The sequence below is a fragment of the Daeguia caeni genome, assembly GCF_042653845.1.
Lineage (GTDB): Bacteria > Pseudomonadota > Alphaproteobacteria > Rhizobiales > Rhizobiaceae > Brucella > Brucella caeni.
In genome coordinates this window covers 39565-66545 of sequence record NZ_JBHSEL010000122.1, presented here as the reverse complement: position 1 = coordinate 66545, position 26981 = coordinate 39565, and the positions used below count along the sequence as shown (strand labels likewise).

Genomic DNA, 26981 nt, shown 5'->3' with positions numbered 1-26981 from the left:
TCCTTTGATAAAGCTATGATGAGCCGAAAACCCTCTCTTCTCAATTAATACAATTTGGTCTCATGGGCGTTGATGTCGGACATGGCAAGCCATCCCGAAGCGTCCATGGATTTCCAACTGAACGCCTTGACCCGAGCTTCCCCTATTGCAGATATTTTTGGAGATGATCCCGCAAGCTCTCCGCCCTCTACCGCGCTTCAAAGCCCACTTCCCTGAGGGCTGCGGCAATGGCAGCACGCCGACATATATCAAGGCCACTAACCAGCTTGTCGCAGGATCATCCTGTCAGCGCGTTCATGAGCGCCAATGACAATGTCCGATTGCCCCAACAGATCCAAGGCTCTTGGCTCGTCGAACTGTTCGGAAGTGATATGCAATTCACGATGCCCATGTCCAGGGCTTGAGGCTCTCGAACAGGTAGAACGGATGCTGATCACGCGCTATTGTTCTGGCGATGCGCAGCGTATGCGGCTCAATATATCCGCGATGGGGCACTACAACGGCTACAGATGACTGGCACAGTCTTACCGTGATTGCATATCTGCCGCGACCTGACAGGCGTACTCCATATGAACAGACATATATGGATAGACAAACATTATTCACGCGCCCTGAAACGATACGCTTACTCAAACCAGCATAGGGATGAAAGCATGTTTTGCCAGAGTCTTGCGCATGCTGGCTGAAATTGTGCTCGCCCTTGCGGGCGTGTACGCATCAACCACGCCATCATTCCGGACTGCAAATGCTAATCCGAAATGATGGAGGTAAAATCGTCCATGCCGGCAAAGCGTGCCGCACGAACCTTGCCAAATTTGCTCTTGTCGACAACGAGATGCTTTTCGATGGCACGTTCCATGGCCATCTGCTTGACCGGCACTTCGTGGAAATGTGAGCAGGTCACTCCATGCTGCTCATGCACGCCCCCCGCCGACAGAAATGCCTTGTTGATATTGATGCGCTTGAGCACCTCAATGGCTTCATTGCCGGAAAAGGACGCCGCTTCCTTGTGATAGATCCCGCCCAGCACGATCAGACGCAAATCATTGCGCTGCGAGAGGATATTGGCGATGTTGAGTGCATAACAGACCACCGTAATATGCTGATTATGCGGAATACGATGGGCAAGATGGGGCGTGGTTGTGCCGCAATCGATGAAAATCGTGTCATGGGGCTCAATCAATGCGGCAGCCGTGGCACAGACCTGCTCTTTCGCCCTGGTATGGCTGTCTTTTTCAAAATCAAAAATATAATCACCATTGCCGCTGTCATGATTGGGAACAATGTAACCACCCAAACAATTGAGCCCTCCGGCATCGCTGCCAATATCCCGGCGGATGGTCATTTCTGACACCCCCAGACGCGCGGCTGCATCCCGCAGACGAACGACGCCGACTTCATCGACCAGCGCCATCAGTGCGGCAATGCGCTCTTCTTTACGGCTTATTCTGCTCACGCTGCCCCCACCTCTTTGCGGCTCGCTGCATGGTTTATACGCCTGCCACAATTCACGCAATTGCTCTTGTTTGATCTTGACAGGCCGAACATAAATGTGAAACGATCCAAACAAAATGATTGGATCGCAACATTATAATTCGCATTGTTCGGAGGATATGACAACAGCGTTTTGCAGAGGCAGAACAGATTTCATGCCTGGTGGCGTCAGTTTCGGCAGCTAAGCGGGCTGTAACGCATCCAGAAAACAGCTTCGGAGTTTCTTAAGCAGCAAGTGAAGGAAGCTCCGGCATTGTAAACAAACGCGCATTTCATCCATCCTGGGAGAGGGCGGAGATTGCGCAGGGAGGAAAAAATGAAAAAATTTCTCGCATCCGTGGCGATTGCCATGTCCGTGGTCATGCCCAATGCCTTTGCAGAAGGCGTTATTGATACGTCCAATGTCAATAAAGATCTGATCACTACCGCCAATGACAAGAAATACACCATTGCAACCGTGGTGAAGGTTGACGGCATTGCCTGGTTCGACCGCATGCGCGACGGTGTTGAACAGTTCAAGTCCGACACCGGCCATGATGTCTGGATGGTAGGCCCAAGCCAGGCAGATGCTGCCGCACAGGTGCAGATCGTTGAAAATCTCATCGCTCAGGGCGTTGACGCCATCGCCATCGTGCCATTCTCGGTTGAGGCTGTGGAGCCTGTGCTCAAGAAGGCGCGCGATCGCGGCATTGTTGTCATCAGCCACGAGGCATCAAACATCGAGAACGTCGATTACGACATCGAAGCCTTCGACAACAAGGCCTACGGCGCCAACCTCATGAAGGAGCTTGGCAAATATATGGGTGGCAAGGGTAAATATGTCACCACGGTTGGCAGCTTGACCTCGAAGTCGCAGATGGAATGGATCGACGGCGCGGTTGAATATCAGAAGGCCAATTTCCCGGAAATGGAAGAGGCAACCGGCCGCCTGGAAACCTATGACGACGCCAATACCGACTATAACAAGCTGAAAGAGGCCATGACTGCCTATCCGGACATCAAGGGCATTCTTGGTGCGCCAATGCCGACCTCTGCCGGCGCCGGCCGTCTGATTGCCGAAGGTGGTCTGAAGGGCAAGGTCTTCTTTGCCGGCACGGGTCTGGTTTCAGTTGCCGGTGAATATCTCAAGGACGACGACATCCAGTATATCCAGTTCTGGGATCCTGCCGTTGCCGGCTATGCCATGAACATGCTGGCCGTTGCAGCGCTTGAAAAGAAGAATGACCAGATCAAGGCTGGTCTTAATCTGGGTCTGCCGGGCTATGAAAACCTCCAGACCCCGGACGCTTCCAAGCCAAACCTGCTTTATGGCGCAGGCTGGGTCGGCGTGACCAAGGAAAACATGGATCAGTACGACTTCTGACATCCCTGTCTGCCTGACGGGAGGAGACAAAACTCCTTCCGTCAGGCGCATTGCATTCCAGCCTTGCACGAGGCCACCCATGAGTGAAAACCTGATTGAACTGCGCCATATTGGAAAACGCTTCGGTGGCGTCAGGGCGCTGGACGATGTTTCCTTTGCCATAAAGCCGGGTGAAATCCACTGTCTTGCAGGTGAAAATGGATCCGGCAAATCCACCATCATCAAGGTCATGTCGGGCGTCTATACGCCGGATGAGGGCGAGATCCTGATCGACGGCAAGCCTGTCGGCAAGCTTGATCCAGTCAAGTCGGTTCATTACGGCATTCAGGTCATCTATCAGGATTTTTCCCTGTTCGGAAATCTGACCGTTGCCGAAAACCTGGCACTCAATACATTTCTCAAGGAAGATCGCAAAACCGTTGACTGGAGGCGCATGCGCGAACTCGCGCAAAAGGCGCTGAACCGCCTTGATGTCAGCATTGATCTCGACGCGGAAGTGGACAGCCTACCGACATCCGGCAAGCAGATCGTGGCGATTGCGCGCGCCGTCATGGCTGATGCGCGCCTCATCATCATGGATGAGCCAACCACCGCCTTGACGCGCCATGAAGTCGATGCGCTGTTCAGGATCGTGCGTGATATTCAGGCCCAGGGCATTGCTGTTCTGTTCGTCAGCCACAAGATGCGCGAAATGCTGGAAATCAGCGAAAGGCTGACGGTTTTCCGCAATGGCAAGAAGGTTGCCGAAGGACCGATCTCCGATTTCGATGAACCGGCCATTACCCGCGCCATGACGGGGCAGGATCTGATCGCCGACCATTATCACTGGTCACCGCGCAATGGCGCCGCATCGCGTCCCGTGCTGGAGGTAAAAAACCTTGCCGTGCCCGGCGCAGTCGAAGATGCAAGTCTTGAACTCCATGCCGGCGAGATTGTTGGCGTAACAGGTCTGATCGGTTCCGGGCGCACCGAGCTTGCGCTGGCGCTCTTCGGCATGAAGCCAGGCTTCACCGGCAGCGTGAAAATAGACGGCACTGCGGTTCATCCCAGAAATGTTCAGGAAGCGATTGCCAGCGGCATTGCCTATGTGCCGGAAGACCGGCTTACGGAAGGCCTGTTCCTGACGCAATCGATCGAACGCAACATCATTGTAACCTCGATAGAGAGATTCGTGCGCGGCCTGTTCATTGACCGCAGGAAGGCGGATGCCACAACGCGCGACATGTTCGCCGCCATGCAGATCGTGGCACCCGGCCCCCATACGCCGGTCAATCACCTGTCGGGCGGCAATGCCCAGCGCGTGGTGCTCGCCCGCTGGCTGCTGACGGGAGCGAAAGTGCTCATCCTCAACGGGCCTACGGTTGGCGTGGATGTCGGTTCCAAGGCGCAAATTCACGCCATCATCCGCAAGCTTGCCCGCGATGAAGGGCTGGCCGTGCTGATGATTTCCGACGACGTGCCGGAGCTTGTCCAGAACTGCAATCGTGTGCTGGTGATGCACCGCGGTCGTTTCGTCGACCAATTGAGCGGTGACAGCATGACAGAAGACGCCGTCAACGACCGACTCAAGACGCTGAATTGAGGAACCGGTACATGAAATTTTTCAAAAGCACAGAATTCATCATTGCCTGCGTCCTGCTTGTGGCGATGATCATGATCGGCCTCATCAATCCGGCCTTCTGGTCGCTCGACAATATTTTCGGCCTGCTGCGTTCCAATGTCGTCATCGGCATCATGGCCCTCGGCGTGCTCATGGTGATGATTTCCGGCGGCATTGACGTATCCTTCACCGCCTTTGCCATTGCCGCCATGTATCTGACCGTGCGCAGCATGGTCTATCTTGGCTATGACGGCGTCTTCATTCCCTTTGTCGCAGCAACGCTGATCGGCCTTCTGCTGGGCGCCTTCAACGGTTTCATCATCCATCGCTTCAAGATGATCCCGCTGATTGTCACGCTTGGCACGGGTTCCATCGTGCGCGGCCTCGTGCTTGGCCTTGTCGGCACCAGCATTGTCAACATCAACAAGATGCCGAAGGAACTGATCGCCTTCGGCAAGACGGATGTAATCTCGCTGACCAGCGCCACTGGCACGACCTTTGGCCTGACGGCAATGTTCCTCATCTATCTGGTGCTCGCCCTCGTCATCCACCTGATCCTCAATTACACGATGATCGGGCGCAGCATTTATGCCTATGGCGGCTCACCGGAAGCAGCAAAACGCGTTGGCTTCAATACGCGCCGCACCATCTTCTTCGTCTATTGCGTGGCGGGCGCGCTTGCGGGCTGTGCCGGGCTTCTTCATGCCTCGATGATCTGGCTTGCCAATCCACGCGATTTCGTCGGGCTGGAACTCGATGTCATTGCCGCGGTGGTTCTTGGCGGCGCATCGATCTTTGGCGGGCGCGGCACGGTACTTGGCACGCTGATGGGTGTTTTCATGCTCGTCATGGTCAAGAACTCGCTCATCATCATGCAGGTCGACACCACATGGCAGCGCGTTGTCGTAGGCCTCATCATCATTCTGGCAACCGCCATCACCGCATGGCGTGACCGCAAAAGCATCGCCTGAAAGGAGAGAGCGTCATGAAACAGTCTTTCGACATGCGCCGCATCCTCGGCGGCGACAACAATATCATCCAGCTCATCGTCATCACCATTGCGGTCTTTGCGCTGATGGCCTGGATGAACCCCGACAAGTTCCTGCGCTATTACAACTTTGAATCCATCAGCTACATCATGCCGGAGCTGGGCATTCTCTCCATTGCGATGATGATTGCCATGCTGACAGGCGGCATTGACCTGTCTGTGGTGGGAATTGCCAATCTGGCCGGCATCGTGGCCGGGATCTATTTCCATTCGGCCATGGTGCAGGCGGCACAGACTTCCGGCTCCAGCATGCTGTTCTATACCATTATCGGTGTATTGCTTGCCGTGCTCGTGGGACTGGTATCAGGACTGGTCAATGGCCTGCTGATTGCCAAATTGCGCATCACGCCGATCCTTGCAACATTGGGCACCGGACAGGTGCTGATGGGGCTTGCCCTGGTGCTAACCGGCGGTCCGGCCATTGTCGGCTTTCCTGAAAGCTGGAACTGGATCGGCAATGGCAAGATCATGGGGCTCGCCACACCCTTCCTGCTGTTCATCGCGGTGTGCATCATCGTGGCCATCCTGCTTTCACGCACAACACTTGGCATCAATCTGATGCTGATCGGCACCAATCCGCGCGCCGCCATCTTTGCCGGTATCCGCAAGGATCGCATGATCCTTTATTCCTACATGCTCTCCGGCGTGCTGGCTTCCATTGCCGGGATCATCCTGTCTGGCCGTACCAATGCCGCCAAATCGGATTATGGCGCATCCTATCTGCTGCAGGCCATTCTGATTGCCGTTCTTGGCGGCACCAATCCGGCTGGTGGCAAGGGTCGCGTGCTCGGCATTGCCATCGCCCTCATTGCCTTGATGCTGCTTTCCTCCGGCTTCCAGATGATGCGCTTCTCCAACCATCTCATCGATTTCATCTGGGGCGCCTTCCTCATCCTCGTCATTGCGATTAACGCATCACGCAATCAGTCAAGGTGATCCCATGCATGACATCACGTTTCATCTTCGCCGTCAGGACTTTGTCGAACATCCCCATGTGATTGCGCGCACTGCGGGCATCAGTGTCACTGCCTTTCGCTATCCAAGCGGCATTGAGGCGCTGCTCGTTGAAAATGAACGTGGCAATATCATCGTGCTTCCCTTCATGGGACAGATGATCTGGGGAGCAGAGTTCGACGGCGTTGACCTGACCATGGGCAACAGTTTTTCCATGCCTCGCCCGGCAACCACAATCGTTGAAACCTATGGCTGTTTTGCCTTCCATAGCGGAATCTTGCGTAATGGCTGTCCCTCGCCGCAGGACAACCATCTTCTGCATGGCGAAATGGCCTGTGCGAAAATGGACAAGGCTGGCCTTGTCTTTGGTCATGACGCGCGCGGCCAATTTGTCGAGATCACAGGCGAATATGAATATGTCATGGGCTTTGGCGCGCATTATCTGGCTCGCCCTAGCGTGCGCCTTTACAGCACGGAAACGCTCTTCGACATCGCCATGGATGTGGAAAACCTTTCCTCCGCACCGATGGAACTGATGTATATGTGCCATGTGAATTTCGCCTATGCGAAAGGCGCGCACATCGTGCAGCCAGTGCCCTATACGCCGGATCACGTGCAGGTCAGAACCGCTGTGCCCGGCCATGTGACACCGAATGATGATTATCTGGCGCTGATCAAGGAACTCGCCACCAATCCGGCCGCGATGGAAGTGCTGGATGAACCAGCGCGCTATGACCCTGAACAGGTCTTCTATATTCGCGGCCTGCCGCAGGATGCGGATGGCAAGACACATCTGATGATGCAGCTGCCGGAAGGTGGTGGCTTTGGCATTTCCTATTCGCCGGAAGCCTTCCCCAAGACCGTGCGCTGGATCCTGGTCAATGGCGATTCTCAGGTTGCGGCCTTTGCCCTGCCATCGACCTGCGAGCCGGAAGGTTATCTCGCTGAAAAGGCCAAGAACAATATCCGGATCCTTGCCCCCCAGACACGTGCTGTCTTCCCTGTTCGTGTCGGCTATCTCGACGCCCAGGCTGCACGACAGTTTGCAGCAAAAATCCGCTCCATCCAGACCGCCTGAACGTGAAGGAACAAGTCATGCGCAAGAAAATCGGTGTGGTCGGCTCAAACATGGTGGATCTCATCACCTATGTGAACCGTATGCCCGGCCCCGGGGAAACGCTGGAAGCGCCGACATTTGAAATCGGCTGTGGTGGCAAGGGTGCCAATCAGGCGGTGGCCGCAGCCCGCCTTGGCGCGGATGTGATGATGGTCACGCGGGTGGGCGATGATATTTTTGCCGACAACACAATCCGCAATCTGAACCAGTTTGGCATCGACACGCGCCATGTCTGCAAGGTGCCGGGCAGATCAAGCGGCGTTGCGCCGATCTTTGTCGAGCCATCGGGCGAAAACTCGATCCTGATCGTCAAGGGTGCCAATGCCGATCTTCTGCCAGCCGAAGTCGACAAGGCGGCAGAAGAGCTGAAACAATGCGGTCTCATCCTGATGCAGATGGAAGTGCCGGTCGAGACCGTCTATCACACCATCGCCTTTGCCGCAGCACATGGCATTGAAACCATTCTGAACCCGGCACCAGCCGCTGCCGATCTTGATCCGGAGCGGATCCGGCAGGTAACATTCCTTGTCCCAAATGAAAGTGAGCTGGCAACCCTTTCCGGCCTGCCGACCGGTACGGATGAAGAGATCATCACCGCTGCCCGCTCGCTCATTGCACGCGGCATCCGCACCGTCATCGTCACGCTCGGTGGACGCGGCGCGCGCATGATCACGGCAAACGAAGTCGTCAATATCCCGCCGGTCAAGGTCACGCCCAAGGACACGACAGGCGCAGGTGACGCCTTTATCGGCTCCTTTGCCCGCTTTTATGCCGAAACCGGCGATGTGGAAGCCTCGCTCAACAAGGCTGCCCTTTATGCCGCCCATTCGATTACCCGCCTTGGCACACAGAAAGCCTATGCCAGCCTGGAAGAATTTGAAGCCTTCTGCCGCGATCACGCCCCGGATCGGGCCTGATTGCTGCGGAAGCTGTTGAACCAATGAACGGACAGTGAAATGACCGAAGCCCTCCCCCGCAACAACGGAACCGCCCTCAGGCCGGAATGGTTTGAGGATGTCTCCGTCAATCGCAGCGCGTCCGAGCGGCGCGCCGCAACGATCAGCGCCCGCCGTTCGGTCAAGAAAGAATATCAGGCCGCATGGCTCATCCGCGCCATTCAGTGCATTGATCTGACCACCCTTGCCGGCGACGATACAGCTGGCCGCGTGCGCAGGCTCTGTGCCAAGGCGCGCCGCCCCGTGCGTGAGGACATTCTGGAAGCCTTGGGGCTTGCCGACAGCAATATCACGACAGGGGCGGTGTGCGTTTATCCGACCATGGTGCCCCATGCTGTCAAGGCGCTGGAAGGCTCTGGCATTCCGGTTGCTTCCGTTGCAACCGGCTTTCCGGCTGGCCTGACGCCGCTCCCCTTACGCCTTGCCGAAATCACCTATGCGGTGGAACAGGGAGCAACAGAAATCGACATCGTGATTACCCGCGAACATGTGCTCACACAGAACTGGACGGCTCTTTATGATGAGATTGCCGCCATGCGCGAGGCCTGTGGTGAAGCGCACATGAAGGCAATCCTTGCAACGGGTGATCTCAATACGCTCACCAATGTCTATCGCGCCTCGATGGTTGCGATGCAGGCAGGCTCCGATTTCATCAAGACCTCGACCGGCAAGGAAGAGATCAATGCAACCCTGCCGGTAAGTCTCACCATGGTGCGGGCACTGCGCGATTATGGTGAACTCTCCGGCCAGACCGTCGGCTTCAAGCCAGCCGGGGGCCTCAAGACCGCCAAGGATGCGCTCACCTGGTTGACCTTGATGAAGGAAGAACTTGGCAATCGCTGGCTGGAGCCTGATCTGTTCCGCATCGGCGCCAGCTCGCTGCTCGGTGACATCGAGCGGCAATTGGAACACTTCGTGACCGGACGCTATTCGGCCGCCAATCGTCACGCTGCGGCGTAAGGAAATGGACATGCCACCCATCAAGGACATTCTGAAGACCATGGAATATGGACCTTCCCCCGAAGCAAACAGCGACGTGACCAAGTGGCTGGACCAACATGGCCGCTCCTTTGGCCATTATATCAATGGTGCTTTCATCAAACCGGAAGGCCGGAAAATCATCGCAGTTCAAAATCCCGCCAATGGCGACAAACTGGCTGAAATCGTCTGCGGCGATGCGGAAGATGTAGACAAGGCTGTCAAGGCCGCGCGTGCTGCTTTCGGCAAATGGTCAAGGCTTTCTGGCCATGAACGCGCCAAATATCTTTATGCCATTGCCCGCCATATCCAGAAGCGTGAGCGTTTTCTGGCCGTGCTGGAAAGCATGGACAATGGCAAGCCGATCCGCGAAACCCGCGATATCGATATTCCGCTTGCCGCGCGCCATTTCTATCATCATGCCGGCTGGGCCGAAATGGTGGATGATGAATTCCGCGGCTTCTCGCCGGTTGGCGTCTGCGGACAGGTGATCCCCTGGAATTTTCCGCTGCTCATGCTGGCATGGAAGATTGCACCGGCGCTCGCAGCCGGCAACACAGTGGTGCTGAAGCCTGCTGATCTGACGCCGCTTTCAGCCATGGCCTTTGCGGAAATCTGCCATGAGATCGGCCTGCCGGCCGGCGTTATCAATATCGTGCAGGGCGATGGCACAACGGGTGCTGCAGTCTGCGGCCATGAAGGCATCGACAAGGTGGCCTTCACCGGCTCGACGGAAGTGGGCCGCGTCATTCGCAAGCAGATCGCCGGATCGGGCAAGAAACTCTCGCTGGAGCTTGGCGGCAAATCACCTTTCATCGTCTTTGAAGATGCCGATCTTGATGCCGCCATTGAAGGCGTGGTCGACGCCATCTGGTTCAATCAGGGCGAAGTCTGCTGCGCCGGCTCGCGCCTTCTGGTGCAGGAGGGCATTGCAGAGCGCTTTTTTGCCAAGCTGAAAAAGCGTCTGGAAACATTGCGCGTTGGCGATCCGCTCGACAAGTCAACCGATGTCGGCGCCATCGTCTCGCCCGGACAGATGAAGCGCATTTCCGATCTGGTGCAGAAAGGCATCGCCGAAGGCGGAGAACTGTGGCAGACACCAAACCCGCTGCCAGCAAAGGGCAATTATATCGCGCCGGGCTTTTTCACCAATGTGGATCAGGCATCCACCGTCTGTCAGGTGGAAATTTTTGGACCGATTGCTGCCGCCACCACCTTCCGCACCCCGGATGAGGCCGTCGCGCTTGCCAACAATACCCGCTATGGCCTTGCCGCTTCGATCTGGTCAGAAAACATCAATGTCGCACTTGATATTGCCGCACGGGTGAAAGCCGGCGTGGTCTGGATCAACTGCACCAATATGTTCGATGCGAGTGCGGGTTTTGGCGGCTATCGTGAAAGCGGATTTGGCCGCGAAGGCGCACGCGAAGGCATGTATGAATATCTTGCAGCCGACTGGGAAAAGGCGCTGCCCGCAGCCAAAGCTGCAGAAAGCTTCGTGCCATCAGCCTCACCATCCGGAGATGACAGGATCATCATCGAGGGCATTGACCGGACGATGAAGAACTATATTGGCGGCAAGCAGGCGCGACCCGATGGAGGCTACAGCTATTCCGTCATCGGCAAGGGCGGCGCAGTCATTGGTCAGGCGGGCATTGGCAACCGCAAGGACATCCGCAATGCCGTGGAAGCGGCAGGCAAGGCGTCAGGCTGGGGTGGTGTCACGGCGCATAACCGGGCACAGGTCCTCTATTATCTCGGCGAAAACCTTGATGCGCGCCGCGCAGAATTCGTTGAACGGCTGATTGAAAGCACCAGTGTCACAGCGAAAAAAGCCGAAGAAGAGTTTGAAGCCGCCTTGCGCCGCATTTTCTATTATGCCGCGCAGGCCGACAAGTTCGACGGCGCCGTTCATGCCACCAAGTCGCGCCATGTAACATTGGCCATGAACGAGCCATGGGGCGTGATGGGCATTGTCTGTCCGGATGAGGCGCCGCTTCTGTCACTGGTATCTCTGGTGCTGCCCACCATGGCCATGGGCAATCGCACGGTGGTAGTACCTTCAAGCCGCCATCCATTGATTGCAGGTGATTTCTATCAGGTTCTGGATACATCTGACGTGCCGGATGGTGTCGTCAATATCGTCACCGGTGAACGCGATCTCCTGGCCAGAACCCTGGCTGAACATGATGATGTTGCAGCTCTCTGGTATTTTGGCTCGCGCGAGGGCAGCGCCATGGTTGAAGAGGCATCAGCCGGCAATCTGAAAGCCACCTGGGTCAATCATGGCCGCATGCCCAACTGGTTCAATACGTCAGAAGGGCAAGGACGAGATTATCTGCGCCGCGCGGTACAGGTTAAAAATATCTGGGTGCCTTACGGCGCATGAACAACAAGGGCCCGGTTGATGATCGACCGGGCCTTTCCGTTCAGGCACTGAATGTCAGCAACCGGCGGAAAAGCGCACATAACTCACCCGCCGGTTAAAAGCTCAGCCCGCCTTGCGATAGTCGCTGTTCAGAACCTGCTCCTTCAGTTTCACCTTCTGCACTTTATGCGTCGGTGTAAGCGGCAGTTCGTTCATGAGTGCGACATAGCTCGGCACCTTGATTGCGGCGAGATGCTTGCCGCACCAATCCTTCAGATCATCCGGCGTGACTTCTGCGCCATCGCGCAGTTTGACGGCAGCAAAAATGTCCTCGTCCCCCATGGCACCCGGCACGCCAATCGCAGCCGCGATTTCAACATCCGGATGCTGCAACAGGACGCGATCGACTTCAGCCCCAGAGACATTTTCACCACGCACGCGGATAATGTCCTTCTTGCGGGCACTGAAGAAGAAATTACCCTCCTGATCGCGCCGCACCAGATCGCCCGTGCGAAACCAGCCATCGGAGAAACTTGCCGCCGTCTGTTCGGGGTCACCAAAATATTCAAGCATGCGCACAGGCGTCTTCACCCAGAGCTCGCCAATCTCGCCATCAGGCAGATCAGCGCCATCATCATCGACAACCCGGCATTCAGCCCAATCACGTGCCGGATCCGGATGCGCGCACAACTGGCCCATGCTGCCAACCGGCGCAACCATGCCAAAGGGAGTGGAAATCACACCGGGAATTTCCGTCATGCCATAACCGCCAATGGCATGGGTAATGCCGAATTTCTTCTGCACACGCTCAACCATGGCCTGACGAATGCCATAAGCCTTGCGGATCGTATGTTCCGGCCGATATTCCTCTTCCGGGCGCGTCAGCAGGATCGACACCACGGCCTCGATCATATTGACCTGGGTTGCGCGATGGCGCACTGCCACATTCCAGAACCGCGATGCCGAAAAGCGTTCTTCCACGATCAGCGTTGCGCCAGCCGCAAAAGCGCCTGACACCGAATAAAACAGCGCATTGATGTGGAACATCGGCAGGATCAGCAGCATGCGCTCATCCGGCTGCAGATGCATGCGGCCGATAAAGGCTTCACCAGCCAGAATGAAGCTTTGATGGCTGTGCAATACCCCTTTGGGGAAACCCGTCGTGCCGGAAGTATAGATCATCAGCAACGGATCAGTTGCGGCAATAGCAACGGCCGCAAGCGGCGTATCCACAGCTTCAACCAAAGCATCATTGAGCGTAAGGAGAGGTGCTGTCTGGCAGCTTTCCTGCATGGCCTGCGCGCAGATCTCCTGCAACTCATCGGCGCAGAGAACAAGCGCGGGCCGGGCATTGCCAAGAATATAGCCAAGCTCCCCGACGGTGAGTTGCGGATTGACCGGAACAAAGATCGCTCCGGTCAGACCGCAGGCAATCAGCGCAAAGACATGCCAGGCGGAATTGCGTCCCGCAACGATGACGCGATCACCCTTTTTCACGCCTTCGCCTTGCAGCCTTGCCGCAAGACGCCTGCTTTCTGCGAGTACCTCGGCCCGGCTCCATGTGCGTTCGGCAAAGATCAGCATTGCCTTGTCAGGATCGACCTCAACACGCACATCAAGAAAATAACCAAGCGTCAGATCATGCGGCGGGAAAAGCTGGAGCACCTCCAGCGGAGTCAGGATCGGCTTATTCATGGTCAGGCTCGGCATAAGGAATGTTTTCGCGCGTCAGACGCCAGATCTCGCGCGCGGTCGGCTGTTTTTCCTCCTCGACAATATGACCGAGAAGACCACCCGCACGCGATACGACTGCAATGCCGCGCATGGCTTTCAGCGGAATGCCAATATCCAGCAATACGGCGGCGATTGCACCGGTAGCGTTCAGCGTGATCGGTTTCCCGCGTGCGCGATCAACGGCCGCCGACAGCGCCTTGAGAAGGGTGACTGCTCGTCCTGCCACACCTGCTGCTTCCGCAGCATTGAGAATTGCAGGCGTGCGCGGATCAACAGGCTTGTGCACGCGATGGCCAAAGCCGGGGACGAGTTCCTTGCGCGCGGCAAAATCGGCCACCACCTGATCGCAATATCTGGCCGCCTCTTCCCCGTCCGTTATGCCCTGCTGCAAGCCTTCATGGAGGATGGCGGCACAGCCTTCCATCGTGCCGGCAAAAACCGGACCGACGGTCAAAAGACCGGCGGCAATGGCAAGCTGTACCTGATCCGGTACCGAATCAATCGCCAGACGCGAGATCATCGAGGTCGGCGTCCAGCCATGTTCCATCAGTGCGACAAGACAGGCTTCAAGCGCTGCCGCCTGTCCTGCAGTCGGCAAACGGTTCGTGACCAGCAGATAAAGCATTTCTGCAAATGACTTCTTGCCGATCAGATCTTCGCACAGATTCTGTCCCTTGACTGTCACGCTGGTGGCAGTCGAGGTTCCCATGGATTGTGTTAAACTGCTCATTCTGCTGCCCTGCCCTGTTCCAGTGTCCCGGGCGCCAGCTGGGCCTGATCCGCACCCAGATCAGGTGCCACCGTGCCAAAGCCCGGGCGCCAATCATCAATCGAGAATGGCAGGGCAACAAGCTTCAGCTGTTCAAGTGGCGAATCAAGCACCAGCCCCATTGCCTTGGTCTGCTCATGTTCCAGAACCTGCGGGATGGAATGAATCGGCGCGCAGGGAACACCCACCGCTTCCAGAAGCTCGACCCATTCGGCCATGGTCTTTTCACGGATCAGTTCGCCGATCATGCCAACCAGAACCGGGCGGTTTGCAGTGCGGTCCGCATTGGTGACAAAGCGTGGGTCGGTAATCCATTCCTCATGGCCCAGCACCTGGCAGAGCTTGGCATAGAGCCGGTCGTTGCCAGCGGCAATCACCACCGGGCCATCCTTGGCCTCAAAGGCCTGATAGGGTGTCAGCGAATTGTGCCCAGTGCCAACACGCGGCGGAATCTTGCCCGTCGCGCCATAGTCGCCGGCATGACGCGCCGCCCAGGACAGCGCCGTTTCGAAAAGCGAGTTGCGAATAATCGCTCCCTTGCCGGTCTGATTGCGTTGAATGAGCGCCGTCAGCGCGCCAATCACCGACCACATGCCCGTGCCAAGATCGACAACGGAAGGGCCAATGCGCGACGGCGGGCCATTCGGATCGCCATTAATGCTGATGAGGCCGGCAAAGGCCTGCAACAAGGGCTCGTAACCGGGCTTCAGCCGCATCGGCCCCTTATGGCCAAAGGCGCTCTGTTCGCAATAGATCAGGCGCGGATTCAGCTTCAGCATTTCCTCGCCACCAATATTGAGCTTTTCCGCAACGCCAGGACGCAGATTATGGACAAAGACATCCGCCTCACGAATGAGATTGAGGAAAGCCTCGCGATCCGCCGGACGATCCAGCGAAAGCTCCACCGACTTTTTGTTGCGGTTGATCATGTGGAAGGTGATTGACTTGCCCTCGACAAAAGGGGGGCCCCATTGGCGAGCATCATCGCCGCCCTTTTTCTCAACCTTGACGACATCTGCGCCAAGTTCGCCAAAAATCGCGGCGGCATAAGGCCCGGCAAGGTTCTGGCCCAGCTCGACAACTTTCAGACCAGCAAGCGGCCCTTTCCACGTGGTTTGCGCTGTCATTCGATTTCCGTTCTGTCTAATAATACTTGATTGCGCTTAACAGAACACAAATGACAAAAATTGACAATAAAAAACCGCCCTTGCGGCGGTTTTATCAAGGAAAATTTATTAAATTCTATTCTACGGAACGCCCTAGATTGCGCTCAAGCTCCTTGCGCGCAGCAACCAGCTCATCGCGCACCCGATCCACCACTTCAAAGGTAAAGCGCGAACGCAGCCCCGAAACCGTCAGCGCCCCCAGAAGCTGGTCCTTGGCATCAAAAATGGGAACAGCAATACCGGCTGCGTCCGGATCACGCTCGCCCAGCGATATGGCATAGCCTTCCTGACGCACGCGCTCCATGCCTGGGCCATCATCGCCCGAAAAGGCCAGCAGAACCTGGCTGGCAGAACCTCGCTTTTCCAGCGGCATGCGCTGGCCTTCCTCGACATGATGGCGGATGGAATGGGTGGAATTGCGCCGTTGCGCGCAGACACGCTCATTGCCATCACGAATATAGAAACTGACCGTTTCACCCGTGGTTTCAGCCAGACGTTCGATTGTCGCGCGCATCAATCCCGCCAGATCGAATGCAGCTGATTGCGCGCCCGCAAGTGCTGCGCAGGCAGGGCCCAGAACATAACGACCATCTTCACGCTTGCGGATATAGCCGAATTTTTCGAGCGACGTGATCAGCCTGAGAATCGTGCTCTTATAGAAATTGGTGGCAAGAGACAGTTCATGCAGAGTCATAGCGGCGCGTTTACGGGCCATGGCATCAAGAATTGTCAATGCGCGATCAACGGATTCAACGCCTTTCACATTCTGCTCCTTTCGCACCACATTCACCTTATTGCTCTGCATAGCGAAATTCCTGTCACCAAAACACTAAAAAATAGAACTCATTGCCCGGCATGCGTCTCGACCTGACGAATTGATTGAAATCAGCGTTCTGATTTACCGCAATGCACAACCCAAATTGCTTCATGCTTTTCGGGATGCGCTTTATTTCCCCGCACATCTTGTCCGAAAACCGTTTCACACTTTTCGGGATGCGCGGTGTCATGCCCCCAGCCGATCACGCGCGAGATTTTGCATGCCTCCTGCCAGCCAGCACGCCCGCTCAAAATCCGTATCCAGACGGCAGCGCACCACAATTTCCACCCTTTCTCCATTCTTCCGGTTGATCAGAACCAGCGACAAGCTCCTCCCCGGCTGCACCGCATCGGCCACAAACGGAAAGCAGACATCGTGATCCGCAAGCCCTTCCGGCCAGGACTCCACCTGCAACGGCAAAACGCCAACCAGTGCCAGATTGGTGCGATGAATACGCTCAAAACTTTGCGCGATCACCGCTCTCACACCCAGCGCTGCCGTTCCCTTGGCTGCCCAGTCACGTGCAGAACCGATACCATAATTCTTTCCCGCCAGAATGACAGTCGGAATATTGTTCTGACGATAGAGTGAAGCCGCAGCATCAATCGTCAGAATTTCATCTGTCGGAATATATCGGGTAAACCAGCCTTGCTGTTTCACCAGCGCATTATCAAGACGCGGATTGGCGAATGTGCCCATGCGCATGATTTCCGGATTGCCGCGGCGTGCGCCATAGGCGCCAAAGGCTTCTGGCTGCAGCCCCATTTCTGCAAGTCGCTGGCCGGCAGGACTATCGGGCGCAATCCGGCCAACCGGCGAAATATGATCCGTTGTAATTGCATCGCCAAGCACCAGAAGCGGCATGCCAAGCGGCATAAACTGACCTTGCGGCCTGACAAAGCCCGGTTCCGGCTTGCAGAAAAAGCTGCTGTTTTCCGGCCAAGGGAAAACCGGGCCGGTCTTGCCTTCAAGCTTCTCCCACAGTGCAAGCGCATGACGTTGCGCCGCATCCGGCTCAAATACGCTGTCCTGCGCCTCTGCCATGGCCGCCTGAACTGCTTCTTCTTCCGGCCAGATATCGGCAAGGGTAATTCCGTCTGGCGAAATCGGGCTTGTGGTAATGTCTTCGCGCATCGAACCCAACAGAGCATAAGCGACGACCATTGCCGGCGACATCAGATAATTGCGCTCAATGGCTGGATGAATGCGCGATTCAAAATTGCGGTTGCCGGATAGAACCGCACAAACCTGCAAACCGCCCGCGCGGATGGCGCCTTCAATTGCCGGATCGATCTCGCCACTATTGCCGACACAGGTCATGCAGCCATAACCGGCAATGCCAAAGCCAACGGCTTCAAGTTCCGACAACAGACCAAGCTTGGCCAGATAGGCCGAAACCTTGCGTGAACCGGGCGAGAAGGACGCCTTGATGCTGTCCTTCACCCGCAACCCCAAGGCATTGGCTTTCCTGGCCAAAAGACCAGCCGTAATCATGGTGCGCGGATTGGCCGTGATGGTGCAGGAGGTGATCGCGGCAAGGACAATATCGCCGTCACGCACGCCATCATGTTCAGAAACCTTCGCAAAACTCTGCGCGATTTCAGATGGTGTCGTTGTCTGATGCGGCAGTTTTGGCCCGGCAATGGTAAGATGCACGCTTGACAGATCAAACTCGAATTCGCGCGCATAGCGGATTTTGCGCCTGGTCGTCAGGATCGGCTGGCGGCGAAGATAGGCACGCAGGCGCTCTGCCACTTCCGCCTTGCCTTGCGCTTCGAGATAATTAGCCGTCTCACCATCGAACGGAAACAGGCTTGCAGTTGCGCCATATTCGGGTGCCATATTGGCAATGGTTGCACGGTCGGCCACCGACAGGCTTGCCAGCCCTTCGCCGGAAAATTCGATGATCTGTCCCACCACATCGCGTTCGCGCAGGAAACGCGTCAAGACCAGCGCCAGATCAGTTGCCTGCACGCCAGGATTGACCTTGCCCGTGAGGCGAACGCCAACAACGACAGGCGCGGGAATGGCAACCGGCAGATCGAGCAGCACTGCGGTGGCCTCGACCCCGCCGACACCCCAGCCAAGTGTGCCAAGACCGCCGCACATGGTGGAGTGGCTGTCCGTGCCAACCAGACTGTCCGGTATCAGCCAGCCATTCCAGATCCGCACCGGCTCGGTAAAGCGCTCCATATTCATCTGGTGCACGATACCCATGCCGGGCGGCACGATGGTCAGGCCGTCAAAGGCCTGTTCAGCCCATTTCAGAAACTGAAAACGCTCGCCATTATTGGCATATTCGTCCATCAGATTGGCCGCTTCTGCCCCCGGTCCGGTGGCCTTGGTCATTACCGAATGGTCGATTACCAGATGCACAGGCCGCGACAGACGGATACGCTTGGGATCACCACCGGCCTCTGCCACTTCGCCGCGCAGGGCGGCAATATCAAGCAAGGCAGGCAGACCGGCATAATCCTGCATCAAGACGCGGGCTGGCCGAAAGGCGACATCTTCCTCGCCCTTCAGCAGTGCCGTGATGGAGGCTTCCGCATTATCGCCCCGCGCCAGCATTTCCGCGAGAAGAAGAATGGCAACGGGTGCCTCGGCAAGCTCCGGCCAATGCGCCGTCAAGGCCGCAAGATCGATTTCCCGGATACCATCCAGACCGGGTACGGGGCGTGCAAAAGCATTTCTGTCCATCATTGGGCAATCAGAATTCCACGTGATGCAAGATCGGCGATTGCTTCATCCGAAAGGCCATAGGCGCTCAGGATCTCGCGCGTATCCTGGCCGACGGCCGGCGGATTGGTGGCGAAAGGTTCAAGCCCCTCCATGCGGATTGGCAGGCGCGGCAGGGCCGTGGTGACTCCATTGGGCAGGGTCACTTCCAGCAGGCCGTTGGTGGCTTTGAGATGCGGATCATCGAACAAATCTTCCGGCCGGCGCACTTCCGCAAATGGAATGCGTGCAGCCTCGCAGATTTCAACCGCGTGTGGCTGGGTGATCGAGGCAAAGAATTCCTTCAAGGCCGGAATCAGGCGCGGACGCGCCTCGATGCGCTGATTGTTACGCGCAAGGCTTTCATCATTGGCAAGTTCGGTGAGCCCTGCTTCCGCACAGAAACGCTGCCAATGCGCATCCGACGTGATGCCGACAAAAAGCTGCCCACCATCGCCCGTCTCAAAGATTTCATAGACCGCCCAAGCCGAAACGCGCTCCGGCATTGGCGGAATGGGCCCATCCGTCTGTGCCGCATAGCAAAGATGCTGCCCCATCAGGAAAACAGCCGATTCATAAAGCGAGGAACCAACGAGCTGCCCCTTGCCGGTCCTGTCGCGTTCGCGAAGGGCAGCCTGAATGGCAATGACTGCAAACATGCCACCGGCAATATCGATCACCGATGTGCCTGCGCGCAGCGGCCTGCCCGAAGGGCCAGTCATGAAGGCAAGTCCCGTCATCATCTGGACAATTTCATCAAGGGCAGCACGCTTGCCATAAGGCCCGTCGAAAAAGCCCTTGAGCGAAGCAAAGATCAGGCGCGGATTGATCTCGCGCACCACATCCCAGCCAAGACCTAAGCGATCAATCGTGCCTGGGCCGAAATTTTCAATCAGCACATCGGCATCGGCGATCATTTTCTTGGCCAGTTCCAGCCCTTCAGGCGTCTTGAGATTCAATGCGACCGAGCGCTTGTTGCGGTTGAAATAGCCGAAATAGCCGGTACCAAAACCCTTGAGCATGCGTGTTGGGTCACCACCCGGTGATGGCTCGATCTTGATCACTTCCGCACCAAGATCGGCAAGGATCATGGAACAGGAAGGCCCCATGACCGTATGGCCGAAATCAATGACCCTGATGCCAGACAATGGCCCCTTGTTCATAGTATCGCTCCCGGTCATCTTATCGTTCCAGATCACGGCGTGGCTTGCCGGTATAGGTGTAAGGAATGGAGGTTGGCATTGGCCCCTTGATGCGGCCGCCTTGGCGCATCTGCTCGCGCGCATGGGCAAGAATGCCGACCGAACGCGACAGGATGAAAAGCCCGCGTGCTTCCTCGCCGTCAAAGCCAAGCTCGCCGTAAATCGCAGCTGTTGCACCGTCTATATTCATCGGAATGAGCTTGCCCTTGATCTCTTTCAGCGACTCTTCAACCTGAAGCGCCACTTTCAGATGACGGCCGGCAACCGCCCCCTCTGCTGCTGCCTGACGGATAAGCTCCATGAGCGGCTTGCTTCTTGGGTCAACCGGATGAAAACGATGACCAAAACCCGGAATGAGCCTGGATTCACTCAAGATTGTGCGCAGGCTTTCCGTCACTTTTGCCGGATCTTCTGCTCCGCCTTCAGCAAGCAATCGGTCATAAAGTTGCAGGCACTGCTGGCCTGCCCCGCCATGCACGTCGCCCAGCGCATTGATGCCGGAAGCCATGGCATTGTTGATGCCAACGCCGCAGGTTGACGTCATGCGCGCGATGGAAATGGATGGCGCCTGCGGGCCGTGGTCAACGGCAGCAACCATGGCTGCTTCCAGCAGACGCGCCTGCCATGGCGTCGGCAATTCGCCGCGCAACATGTGCCAGACCATCTCGACAAAGCCGATCCTGCCGATCAGCTGTTCAATCGGATAGCCGTTGAAATTGATGATGCCGGGCTTGATGTCGACAATCGAAGTTTTCCACCAGGCAGTTGCAGCGGCGAGCTTTTGCTCGGCCGGATTTTCAATCACGTCAGTCACTGTCCAATCTCCTCCCGCTCAGTGCGCCGCCAGAGCGCGCACCACTTCCGGCCATGGGCGGCCGCCTTCCGGCCCGCGATGCACCATCGTCGTCATGGCAACAGAAGCGACGCGGCCATTCTGGCAGGTGACCTGTTCAAGCTGGATCGAGGTACGGCCAACCGATTTGATGCGGGTGAAGGTTTCAACCGGCGCGCCGTAAAGCATCTCATTGACAAAATTGATGCGCGTATCGGCCACGACCATTTTGGAATCTTCATCCAGATGACCGCGTACGCATTCAGTCAAGAAATCATGCCGGGCCGAGGCAAAGAATTCGGCAAAAACCGTATTGTTGACATGGCGCTGAAAGTCGATGTCGCGAATGCGGATACGATCCTCACGCTTGTGCGAGAATTCTTTGGGATCAGGAATTTCAAGCCGGCTCGACATCAGGCCGTCACCTCCGTCTTGGCATTGATAACCGAACCGGCATAGGCCTTCATCGCCTCTGCGCGATAAGCGCGCATGGCCTCATTGGCCTGACGGCCCAGGTCCTGACCTTCAGCCAGCGGCACATCACAGACGCGCTTGAATAGCTGTTTGGTTGCCTGCAGGGCGGACGGCACACGTATTGCCAGCTTTTCGGCAATTTCGAGCGCCTTGGCGAGATGCTCGCCTTCCGGCACGACATGGGTCACCATGCCAAGACGCCAGGCTTCCTGCGCATCGACAACGCGGCCCTCTGCCACGAGTGAATAGGCTGCCTTCTGGCCGATCTGCTTGACCAGATTGGCCATGACCACCGCTGCAACCAGACCATGACGGATTTCCGGATAGCCGATTCTGGTGTCTTCGCCTGCGACCACAATATCGCAAGCCTGCGCAAGCCCCGCGCCACCACCAACAGCATAGCCATGAACCGCTGCAACCACGGTCTTCTTCAGACGAGGAATGGTATAATGCAGCCGGTAGGTGAGCTCGGCGCGTTCTGCCACCAGACCTTCATTTTCCGGCGTCAGATTCTCGAATTCGCGTGTATCCGCCCCCGAACAGAAACCGCGACCCGCACCCGTCAGCACGATGGCGCGCACATTCTCGTCGGCATCGGCTTCTTCCAGCGCCTCGATCAGCCGCGCATAAAGCGCCATATTGATCGAGTTGATCGACTCTGGACGATTCAGCGTCATCAGACGGACATGACCACGGTCTTCAATCAATAAAATGCTCATTCTGCTGCTTCTCCCCCTTGGGTCGCACCGTGGCCACCCAAAAATGCCTGCTGAACGCGCGGATCGTTCATCAGCTCCGCGCCGGTTCCTTCAATGATTGATTTTCCAAGCGACAGGACATGCGCGCGGTCGGCAAGCCGCAGGGCAGCACGCGCATTCTGCTCGACAATCAGGATCGACATATCAAGCTCTGCCTTCATGACCCCGATCAGCCAGAAGATTTCGGCGACAACCAATGGCGCAAGCCCCATCGACGGCTCGTCCAGCATCAGAAGCCGCGGCTTGCCGGCAATGGCACGGCCAATCGCCACCATCTGCTGTTCGCCGCCAGACAGCGATCCTGCCATCTGTCTGCGTCGTTCACGCAGACGCGGAAACAGTTCATAAATCGTCTCAAGGCTTTGATTGACTTCCGCCTTGGAGCGGCCATAGCCGCCAAGCCGCAGATTGTCCTCAACCGACAGGTCGATGAACACACGCCGGCCTTCCGGCACCTGCCGCAGGCCAAGCCGCGCCACATTGGCAGCACGCTGACGCCTGATCGACTGGCCTTCCCACAGAATGTCGCCCGACCAGGCCGAAACAATGCCGGACAGCACATTCATCAAGGTCGACTTGCCCGCACCATTGGCGCCAACGACGGCAACAACCTCACCCTTGCCGACATGCAGATTGATGCCATGCAGAACCTCAACGCGACCGTAACCGGAGTGCAGTCCGCGTACATCAAGCAGGTATTCAGCCATGGATAGCCTCCCCGGTTTCGCTTGTGCCCAGATAGGCTTCAATCACCTTGGGATCGCGCTGGACGATGTCCGGCGTTCCTTCGGCAATCTTCTGGCCGAAGCAGACAACAACCACATGATCTGAGGTGGCCATGACCAGCGGCATGTCATGCTCGACCAGAAGAATGCCCAATCCTTCTGAGGAAAGACCCTTGAGATAGATGCCAAGCTCTTCCGTCTCGCGCGGATTGAGACCGGCTGCCGGCTCATCAAGCAGGATGATCTTCGGCTCATGGGTCAAGGCGCGCGCAAGCTCGACTTTGCGCTGATCACCATAGGCAAGCGCGCTTGCATCCATGTTCCAGAGACTTTCCTTAAGCCCCACGCGTTTCAGCGCCGCGCGTGCGGCCTCGCGCGAACGGCGGTTTGCTGCTGCAATCTTCCATGGCGCAAGCAAGGCTGCGCCAAAGCTCATGCGGTGCTGCATATCCGCCCCGACCTCGACATTTTCGAGCGCCGTCAGACCACGCACCATCTGCGGTGTCTGGTAGGAACGGGTAATGCCGCGCTTGACGCGCTCATGCGAACCCATGCGCGAGACATCCTCGCCCGCAAGCTCGACCCGGCCATCCGTCAAGGACTGCACGCCGGTAATGAGATTGATGACTGTCGTCTTGCCGGCACCATTGGGCCCGATCAGCGAAGTGACATGTCCGGCTTCCGCTGTGAAGGACAGGCCATCAACGGCGGCAAGTCCGCCATAGCGCTTGGTAATTCGGGTCAGTCTGAGCAGGCTCATCGCGACACCTCCTCTTTACGACCAAACAGGCGCTGGATCAGATGGAAGGCGCTACTGGCCAGTCCCGACGGCATGAACATCACGACCAGCGTCATGATCGTGCCATAGATGAAGAGCTTGGCATTTTCGAAATGCTCGAGCGCCTGCGGCAGAAGGATGACAAGGGCTGCGCCAAACAGACCGCCCCAGATGGTCGAAAGCGAGCCAACCATGACCATCATCAGAAGCTCGATCGACATCATCACACCAAAGGAGCCTGCATTGAAGGAGCGCATGAACAGTGCGTAAAGCCCACCTGCAAGACCAGCCGTGCCAGCAGAAAAGGCAAAGACCGCCGCCTTGGTTGCCGCCACCGGAATGCCATTGCCGGCAGCAAGGGTTTCGGAGGTGCGAATCGTCTGAAGTGCACGGCCAACCGGCGAGTGGACGACGCAAAGGGCAAGCCCAACGACAATCACCAGGCAAAGGCCGACAAACCAGAACAGAACATTGGTCGAGCCGATGGTAAGTGCCGGAAGATCGACAATGCCCGGGTCAAGCCCACCCGTGACCTCGCGCCACTGACTGGCAATGATCTGCGCTGCCGCACCAATGGCAAGTGTTGCAAGGCCGAGATAATGGCCCTGCAGACGCAGGATCGGGCGGGCGATGAGAAAGCCAAGCAAAGCCGAAAGCAACGTACCGAGAATGACGCCGATGACCGGATGCAGATGCAGGGCCTGCACGGCATTGGCCAGCATATAGGCGCCGATTGCCACAAAGGCGTTCTGCCCGATGGAAATCTGCCCGGTAAAGCCAACCAGCAGGGTCAGCCCGACGGAAGCGATGGAAAAGATCATGATCTGCAGGGCCAGACCGCGATAGAAATGCGATCCAAGCAGCAGATCTGCTGCAATCAGGCCAACCACCAGCACACCCATGCCGATGAAGTCGCCCTTCGCGGAAGAAGATGGAGAACTCATATTACACTCTCGCCGATGAGGTGCGGCCAAGCAGGCCGGAAGGGCATGCGATCAGGATGGCGACAAGGATCAGGAAAGATACTGCATCCTTGTATCCGGACAGGCCATATCCAGCCGATGCACTTTCAATAATTCCAATGAGAAGACCACCAATGACGGCACCAACCGGATTGCCGAGACCGCCGACAATGGATGCCGAAAAACCTTTAAGCCCCAGAACCACGCCATTTTCATAGAATGGTGGTGCAATCGGCGACATCAGCGCGCCAGCAAGACCGCCAATCGCACCCGCAATGGCAAATGCCAGCAGGGACATTGTGCGCACTTCAATGCCGCACAGGCCAGCCGCACGCGGCTCCATCGCCGCTGCCTGCATGGCGCGTCCGGTGACCGTATGGGTGAACATGAACCACAGGGCAAGACTGACCGCAATCAGCGAAAGCACGATCCAGATTCCCTGCGACGGAATATAGACTGAGCCAATGAGCATGGGCTGAAACAGGCCGAAATCCTGCATGAACAGCACGTCACGCCCGAAAATCAGCGAACATGCGCCACGCAGCATCAACGTGATGCCGATGGTCAAAATCACCAGCATATGCGGATCCTTGCTGCGCGCATGATTGATGGCCAGCAGCTGCATGGCCGCACCAACCACCGTGGTGGCAAGCATGGCAACCGCAACGGCCAGCCAGACCGGCCACGCGCCCATGCCGCCAACAGCCAGAACCGCAGTCGCCAGACCGCCTATGACCAGAAATTCACCATTGGCGAAATTGATCACGCGAGTGGCATTGAAAACGATTGTAAAGCCCAGGGCCGCCATTGCATAAATGCTGCCCACCAGAATACCGCTTATGATGATCTGAAAAAAATAGGACATGGTCTACGCGACCTGCCGATTGAAAATCAGCAAGATGGCCTCCCTGATAGCTTCCTCATAGTTCTGTTATACAGAATGCCGTGCTGACAGCAAGAATTTTTTAATTCCCCAACGGAAAATGCAGAAAAATGGAATTATGCTGAAATTTACAGCAGAACGGCATTGACCTCGATGAAAAACTGCGCATAAAATTCCATTGGGCGGAATATTGTTGCACTGGGAGGAATTATTGATCGTCGAATGGACTACATACCGGGTCAAACCGGGGGCGGGAAATGATGTCCTGAATACACTGGAAAGGCTGAAGCCGCAAAGTGGTATTTTCGGTGTCTGGTCATCTGTTCTCGGCAACGATCACCGCATTTATCTTCTCACGGAAGCCGCAGGGCAGAGCCTGGAATCACGCCGCGAAGACCTGTTGGCGGGTGAAGGTCTGTTTGCACCAGCACCTTTCTGCGAAGACATTTCTACCAGTGTTTTCCGTACGTTGGATGCTCTTCCCGGCATTACGGAAGGCGAGCATGGCGCCATTTACGAGATCAGAAGCTACGAGCTTCAGCCATCGGATGCGCTGAAACTTGCAGAAAAGGGCTGGGCGGATGTGCTGGATGTGCGCCTTTCCATCCGTCCGATCACTGCTGTCATGCATTCAGTCAACGGGCTGACGCCGCGCCTTGTGCATATCTACCCTTACAAGGATCTCGCGGAGCGGATTGCCGTGCGCAATCAGGCCATTGCAACCGGCAAATGGCCGCCAAAGGGGGGCGCTGGGCGAAATCGTGTCATGGCAAGCGAGCTTGCTGTCCCCGCGCCTTTTTCGACCATTCGCTGAGGCCGTCATGACCGTTCAATTTGTAACCTTTTCCATCAAGCCTGGTCGCGTTCCCGATTGTCGCGCACTGATCAAGGCGGCACCCAAGCCTTCCGGTCTGGTTGCCTATTTCTTTGTCGAAATTGGCGTGGTGAACACCATCATTGCGCTGTACGAAACGGACAATCTGCCCGAACTCAGTCAATGGGCTGCCGTGCGCTGGGAAGAAGCGAGGGAACAGAATTTTCTGCGCGGCATTTTTGTCGATTCCTATGGCGGCACCTTGCCATCCAGCCTGACCACGGCGCAGGCCATCATTCTCGAACGCACTGGCGACAATCCGATGCTGTCACCGCTCAATGGTGAAATCGGGCGCGGCGTTAATCTCCTTCCACATCAGAGCCTCGATGCGGCTCTGCAAGCAGCCATTTCATTGCGTCAGACAAGCACCGCCGAAACAGCCCTGCTTATTCCGGAGCATCTCTGACACAT

Annotated in this window: 26 protein-coding genes; 10 read left to right on the top strand and 16 right to left on the bottom strand. The window is 56.8% G+C overall.

What is annotated here, in order from left to right:
• Positions 1-257: 257 nt before the first annotated feature.
• The 3 genes from ACFO1V_RS13325 to ACFO1V_RS13315 all read right to left on the bottom strand — a co-directional run bounded on the left by ACFO1V_RS13325 (position 258) and on the right by ACFO1V_RS13315 (position 1456).
• Positions 258-437, bottom strand: coding sequence for a poly-gamma-glutamate hydrolase family protein (locus ACFO1V_RS13325; protein WP_374832610.1), 180 nt, complete (start codon positions 435-437; stop codon positions 258-260).
• Positions 379-606 carry a poly-gamma-glutamate hydrolase family protein gene (locus tag ACFO1V_RS13320; protein ID WP_374832716.1) on the bottom strand — a complete coding sequence of 76 codons (228 nt, stop codon included), beginning with the start codon at positions 604-606 and terminating at the stop codon, positions 379-381. The genes ACFO1V_RS13325 and ACFO1V_RS13320 overlap by 59 nt, the downstream gene beginning before the upstream one ends.
• Positions 607-748: 142 nt before the next feature.
• Positions 749-1456: a DeoR/GlpR family DNA-binding transcription regulator gene (locus tag ACFO1V_RS13315; RefSeq protein ID WP_374832612.1), complete on the bottom strand. Its 708-nt coding sequence runs from the start codon at positions 1454-1456 to the stop codon at positions 749-751.
• 354 nt (positions 1457-1810) lie between these two features.
• On the opposite strand from ACFO1V_RS13315, the gene ACFO1V_RS13310 reads away from it, so the two are divergent.
• From ACFO1V_RS13310 to ACFO1V_RS13275, 8 genes are all read left to right on the top strand, one after another.
• The gene (locus ACFO1V_RS13310) at positions 1811-2857 is read left to right on the top strand and encodes an autoinducer 2 ABC transporter substrate-binding protein (RefSeq protein ID WP_374832614.1); all 1047 of its coding nucleotides are present in this window, start codon (positions 1811-1813) and stop codon (positions 2855-2857) included.
• Positions 2858-2936: 79 nt separating this feature from the next.
• On the top strand, positions 2937-4439 hold the full coding sequence (locus tag ACFO1V_RS13305; protein WP_374832616.1) for a sugar ABC transporter ATP-binding protein: 1503 nt from the start codon (positions 2937-2939) through the stop codon (positions 4437-4439).
• An 11-nt stretch (positions 4440-4450) separates the two neighbouring features.
• Entirely contained in the window at positions 4451-5428 is a 978-nt protein-coding gene (locus ACFO1V_RS13300) for an ABC transporter permease (RefSeq protein ID WP_374832618.1), read from the top strand.
• Between the two features lie 14 nt (positions 5429-5442).
• Positions 5443-6441 (top strand): ABC transporter permease, encoded by a 999-nt coding sequence (locus ACFO1V_RS13295; RefSeq protein WP_374832620.1) that lies wholly within the window; start codon positions 5443-5445, stop codon positions 6439-6441.
• Positions 6442-6445: 4 nt separating this feature from the next.
• The gene (locus ACFO1V_RS13290; RefSeq protein ID WP_374832622.1) at positions 6446-7537 is read left to right on the top strand and encodes an aldose 1-epimerase family protein; all 1092 of its coding nucleotides are present in this window, start codon (positions 6446-6448) and stop codon (positions 7535-7537) included.
• A 17-nt stretch (positions 7538-7554) separates the two neighbouring features.
• On the top strand, positions 7555-8493 hold the full coding sequence (gene rbsK, locus ACFO1V_RS13285) for a ribokinase (protein ID WP_374832624.1): 939 nt from the start codon (positions 7555-7557) through the stop codon (positions 8491-8493).
• Between the two features lie 39 nt (positions 8494-8532).
• The gene (gene deoC / locus ACFO1V_RS13280; RefSeq protein ID WP_374832626.1) at positions 8533-9492 is read left to right on the top strand and encodes a deoxyribose-phosphate aldolase; all 960 of its coding nucleotides are present in this window, start codon (positions 8533-8535) and stop codon (positions 9490-9492) included.
• Positions 9493-9502: 10 nt separating this feature from the next.
• On the top strand, positions 9503-11899 hold the full coding sequence (locus tag ACFO1V_RS13275; protein WP_374832628.1) for an aldehyde dehydrogenase family protein: 2397 nt from the start codon (positions 9503-9505) through the stop codon (positions 11897-11899).
• A 102-nt stretch (positions 11900-12001) separates the two neighbouring features.
• On the opposite strand, the gene ACFO1V_RS13270 is transcribed toward ACFO1V_RS13275, so the two are convergent.
• From ACFO1V_RS13270 to ACFO1V_RS13210, 13 genes are all read right to left on the bottom strand, one after another.
• Positions 12002-13573, bottom strand: a complete 1572-nt coding sequence (locus tag ACFO1V_RS13270) for a class I adenylate-forming enzyme family protein (RefSeq protein ID WP_374832630.1) — start codon at positions 13571-13573, stop codon at positions 12002-12004.
• Entirely contained in the window at positions 13566-14342 is a 777-nt protein-coding gene (locus ACFO1V_RS13265) for a citryl-CoA lyase (RefSeq protein ID WP_374832632.1), read from the bottom strand. The genes ACFO1V_RS13270 and ACFO1V_RS13265 overlap by 8 nt, the downstream gene beginning before the upstream one ends.
• Positions 14339-15508, bottom strand: coding sequence for a CaiB/BaiF CoA transferase family protein (locus ACFO1V_RS13260; protein WP_374832634.1), 1170 nt, complete (start codon positions 15506-15508; stop codon positions 14339-14341). Before ACFO1V_RS13260 ends, ACFO1V_RS13265 begins: the two co-directional genes overlap by 4 nt.
• A gap of 115 nt (positions 15509-15623) precedes the next feature.
• Positions 15624-16352 (bottom strand): IclR family transcriptional regulator, encoded by a 729-nt coding sequence (locus ACFO1V_RS13255; RefSeq protein WP_374832636.1) that lies wholly within the window; start codon positions 16350-16352, stop codon positions 15624-15626.
• Positions 16353-16550: 198 nt separating this feature from the next.
• Entirely contained in the window at positions 16551-19067 is a 2517-nt protein-coding gene (acnA, locus tag ACFO1V_RS13250; RefSeq protein ID WP_374832638.1) for an aconitate hydratase, read from the bottom strand.
• A complete protein-coding gene (locus tag ACFO1V_RS13245; protein ID WP_374832640.1) occupies positions 19064-20263 on the bottom strand; it encodes a CaiB/BaiF CoA transferase family protein in 1200 nt (399 codons plus the stop codon). The genes acnA and ACFO1V_RS13245 overlap by 4 nt, the downstream gene beginning before the upstream one ends.
• A gap of 1 nt (position 20264) precedes the next feature.
• The gene (locus ACFO1V_RS13240) at positions 20265-21098 is read right to left on the bottom strand and encodes a citryl-CoA lyase (RefSeq protein WP_374832642.1); all 834 of its coding nucleotides are present in this window, start codon (positions 21096-21098) and stop codon (positions 20265-20267) included.
• 18 nt (positions 21099-21116) lie between these two features.
• Entirely contained in the window at positions 21117-21530 is a 414-nt protein-coding gene (locus tag ACFO1V_RS13235; protein ID WP_374832644.1) for an acyl-CoA thioesterase, read from the bottom strand.
• Positions 21530-22309 carry an enoyl-CoA hydratase/isomerase family protein gene (locus ACFO1V_RS13230; RefSeq protein ID WP_374832646.1) on the bottom strand — a complete coding sequence of 260 codons (780 nt, stop codon included), beginning with the start codon at positions 22307-22309 and terminating at the stop codon, positions 21530-21532. Before ACFO1V_RS13230 ends, ACFO1V_RS13235 begins: the two co-directional genes overlap by 1 nt.
• On the bottom strand, positions 22306-23055 hold the full coding sequence (locus ACFO1V_RS13225; protein WP_374832648.1) for an ABC transporter ATP-binding protein: 750 nt from the start codon (positions 23053-23055) through the stop codon (positions 22306-22308). Before ACFO1V_RS13225 ends, ACFO1V_RS13230 begins: the two co-directional genes overlap by 4 nt.
• The gene (locus ACFO1V_RS13220) at positions 23048-23833 is read right to left on the bottom strand and encodes an ABC transporter ATP-binding protein (RefSeq protein ID WP_374832650.1); all 786 of its coding nucleotides are present in this window, start codon (positions 23831-23833) and stop codon (positions 23048-23050) included. The genes ACFO1V_RS13225 and ACFO1V_RS13220 overlap by 8 nt, the downstream gene beginning before the upstream one ends.
• Positions 23830-24795, bottom strand: a complete 966-nt coding sequence (locus tag ACFO1V_RS13215; protein ID WP_374832652.1) for a branched-chain amino acid ABC transporter permease — start codon at positions 24793-24795, stop codon at positions 23830-23832. The genes ACFO1V_RS13220 and ACFO1V_RS13215 overlap by 4 nt, the downstream gene beginning before the upstream one ends.
• 1 nt (position 24796) lies before the next feature.
• Positions 24797-25678, bottom strand: a complete 882-nt coding sequence (locus ACFO1V_RS13210) for a branched-chain amino acid ABC transporter permease (protein WP_374832654.1) — start codon at positions 25676-25678, stop codon at positions 24797-24799.
• Positions 25679-25907: 229 nt separating this feature from the next.
• On the opposite strand from ACFO1V_RS13210, the gene ACFO1V_RS13205 reads away from it, so the two are divergent.
• Both ACFO1V_RS13205 and ACFO1V_RS13200 read left to right on the top strand, forming a co-directional pair.
• Complete coding sequence (locus ACFO1V_RS13205; protein ID WP_374832656.1) at positions 25908-26510, top strand: NIPSNAP family protein; 603 nt, start codon at positions 25908-25910, stop codon at positions 26508-26510.
• A gap of 7 nt (positions 26511-26517) precedes the next feature.
• Positions 26518-26976 (top strand): hypothetical protein, encoded by a 459-nt coding sequence (locus ACFO1V_RS13200; protein ID WP_374832658.1) that lies wholly within the window; start codon positions 26518-26520, stop codon positions 26974-26976.
• The last annotated feature ends 5 nt before the right edge of the window (positions 26977-26981 follow it).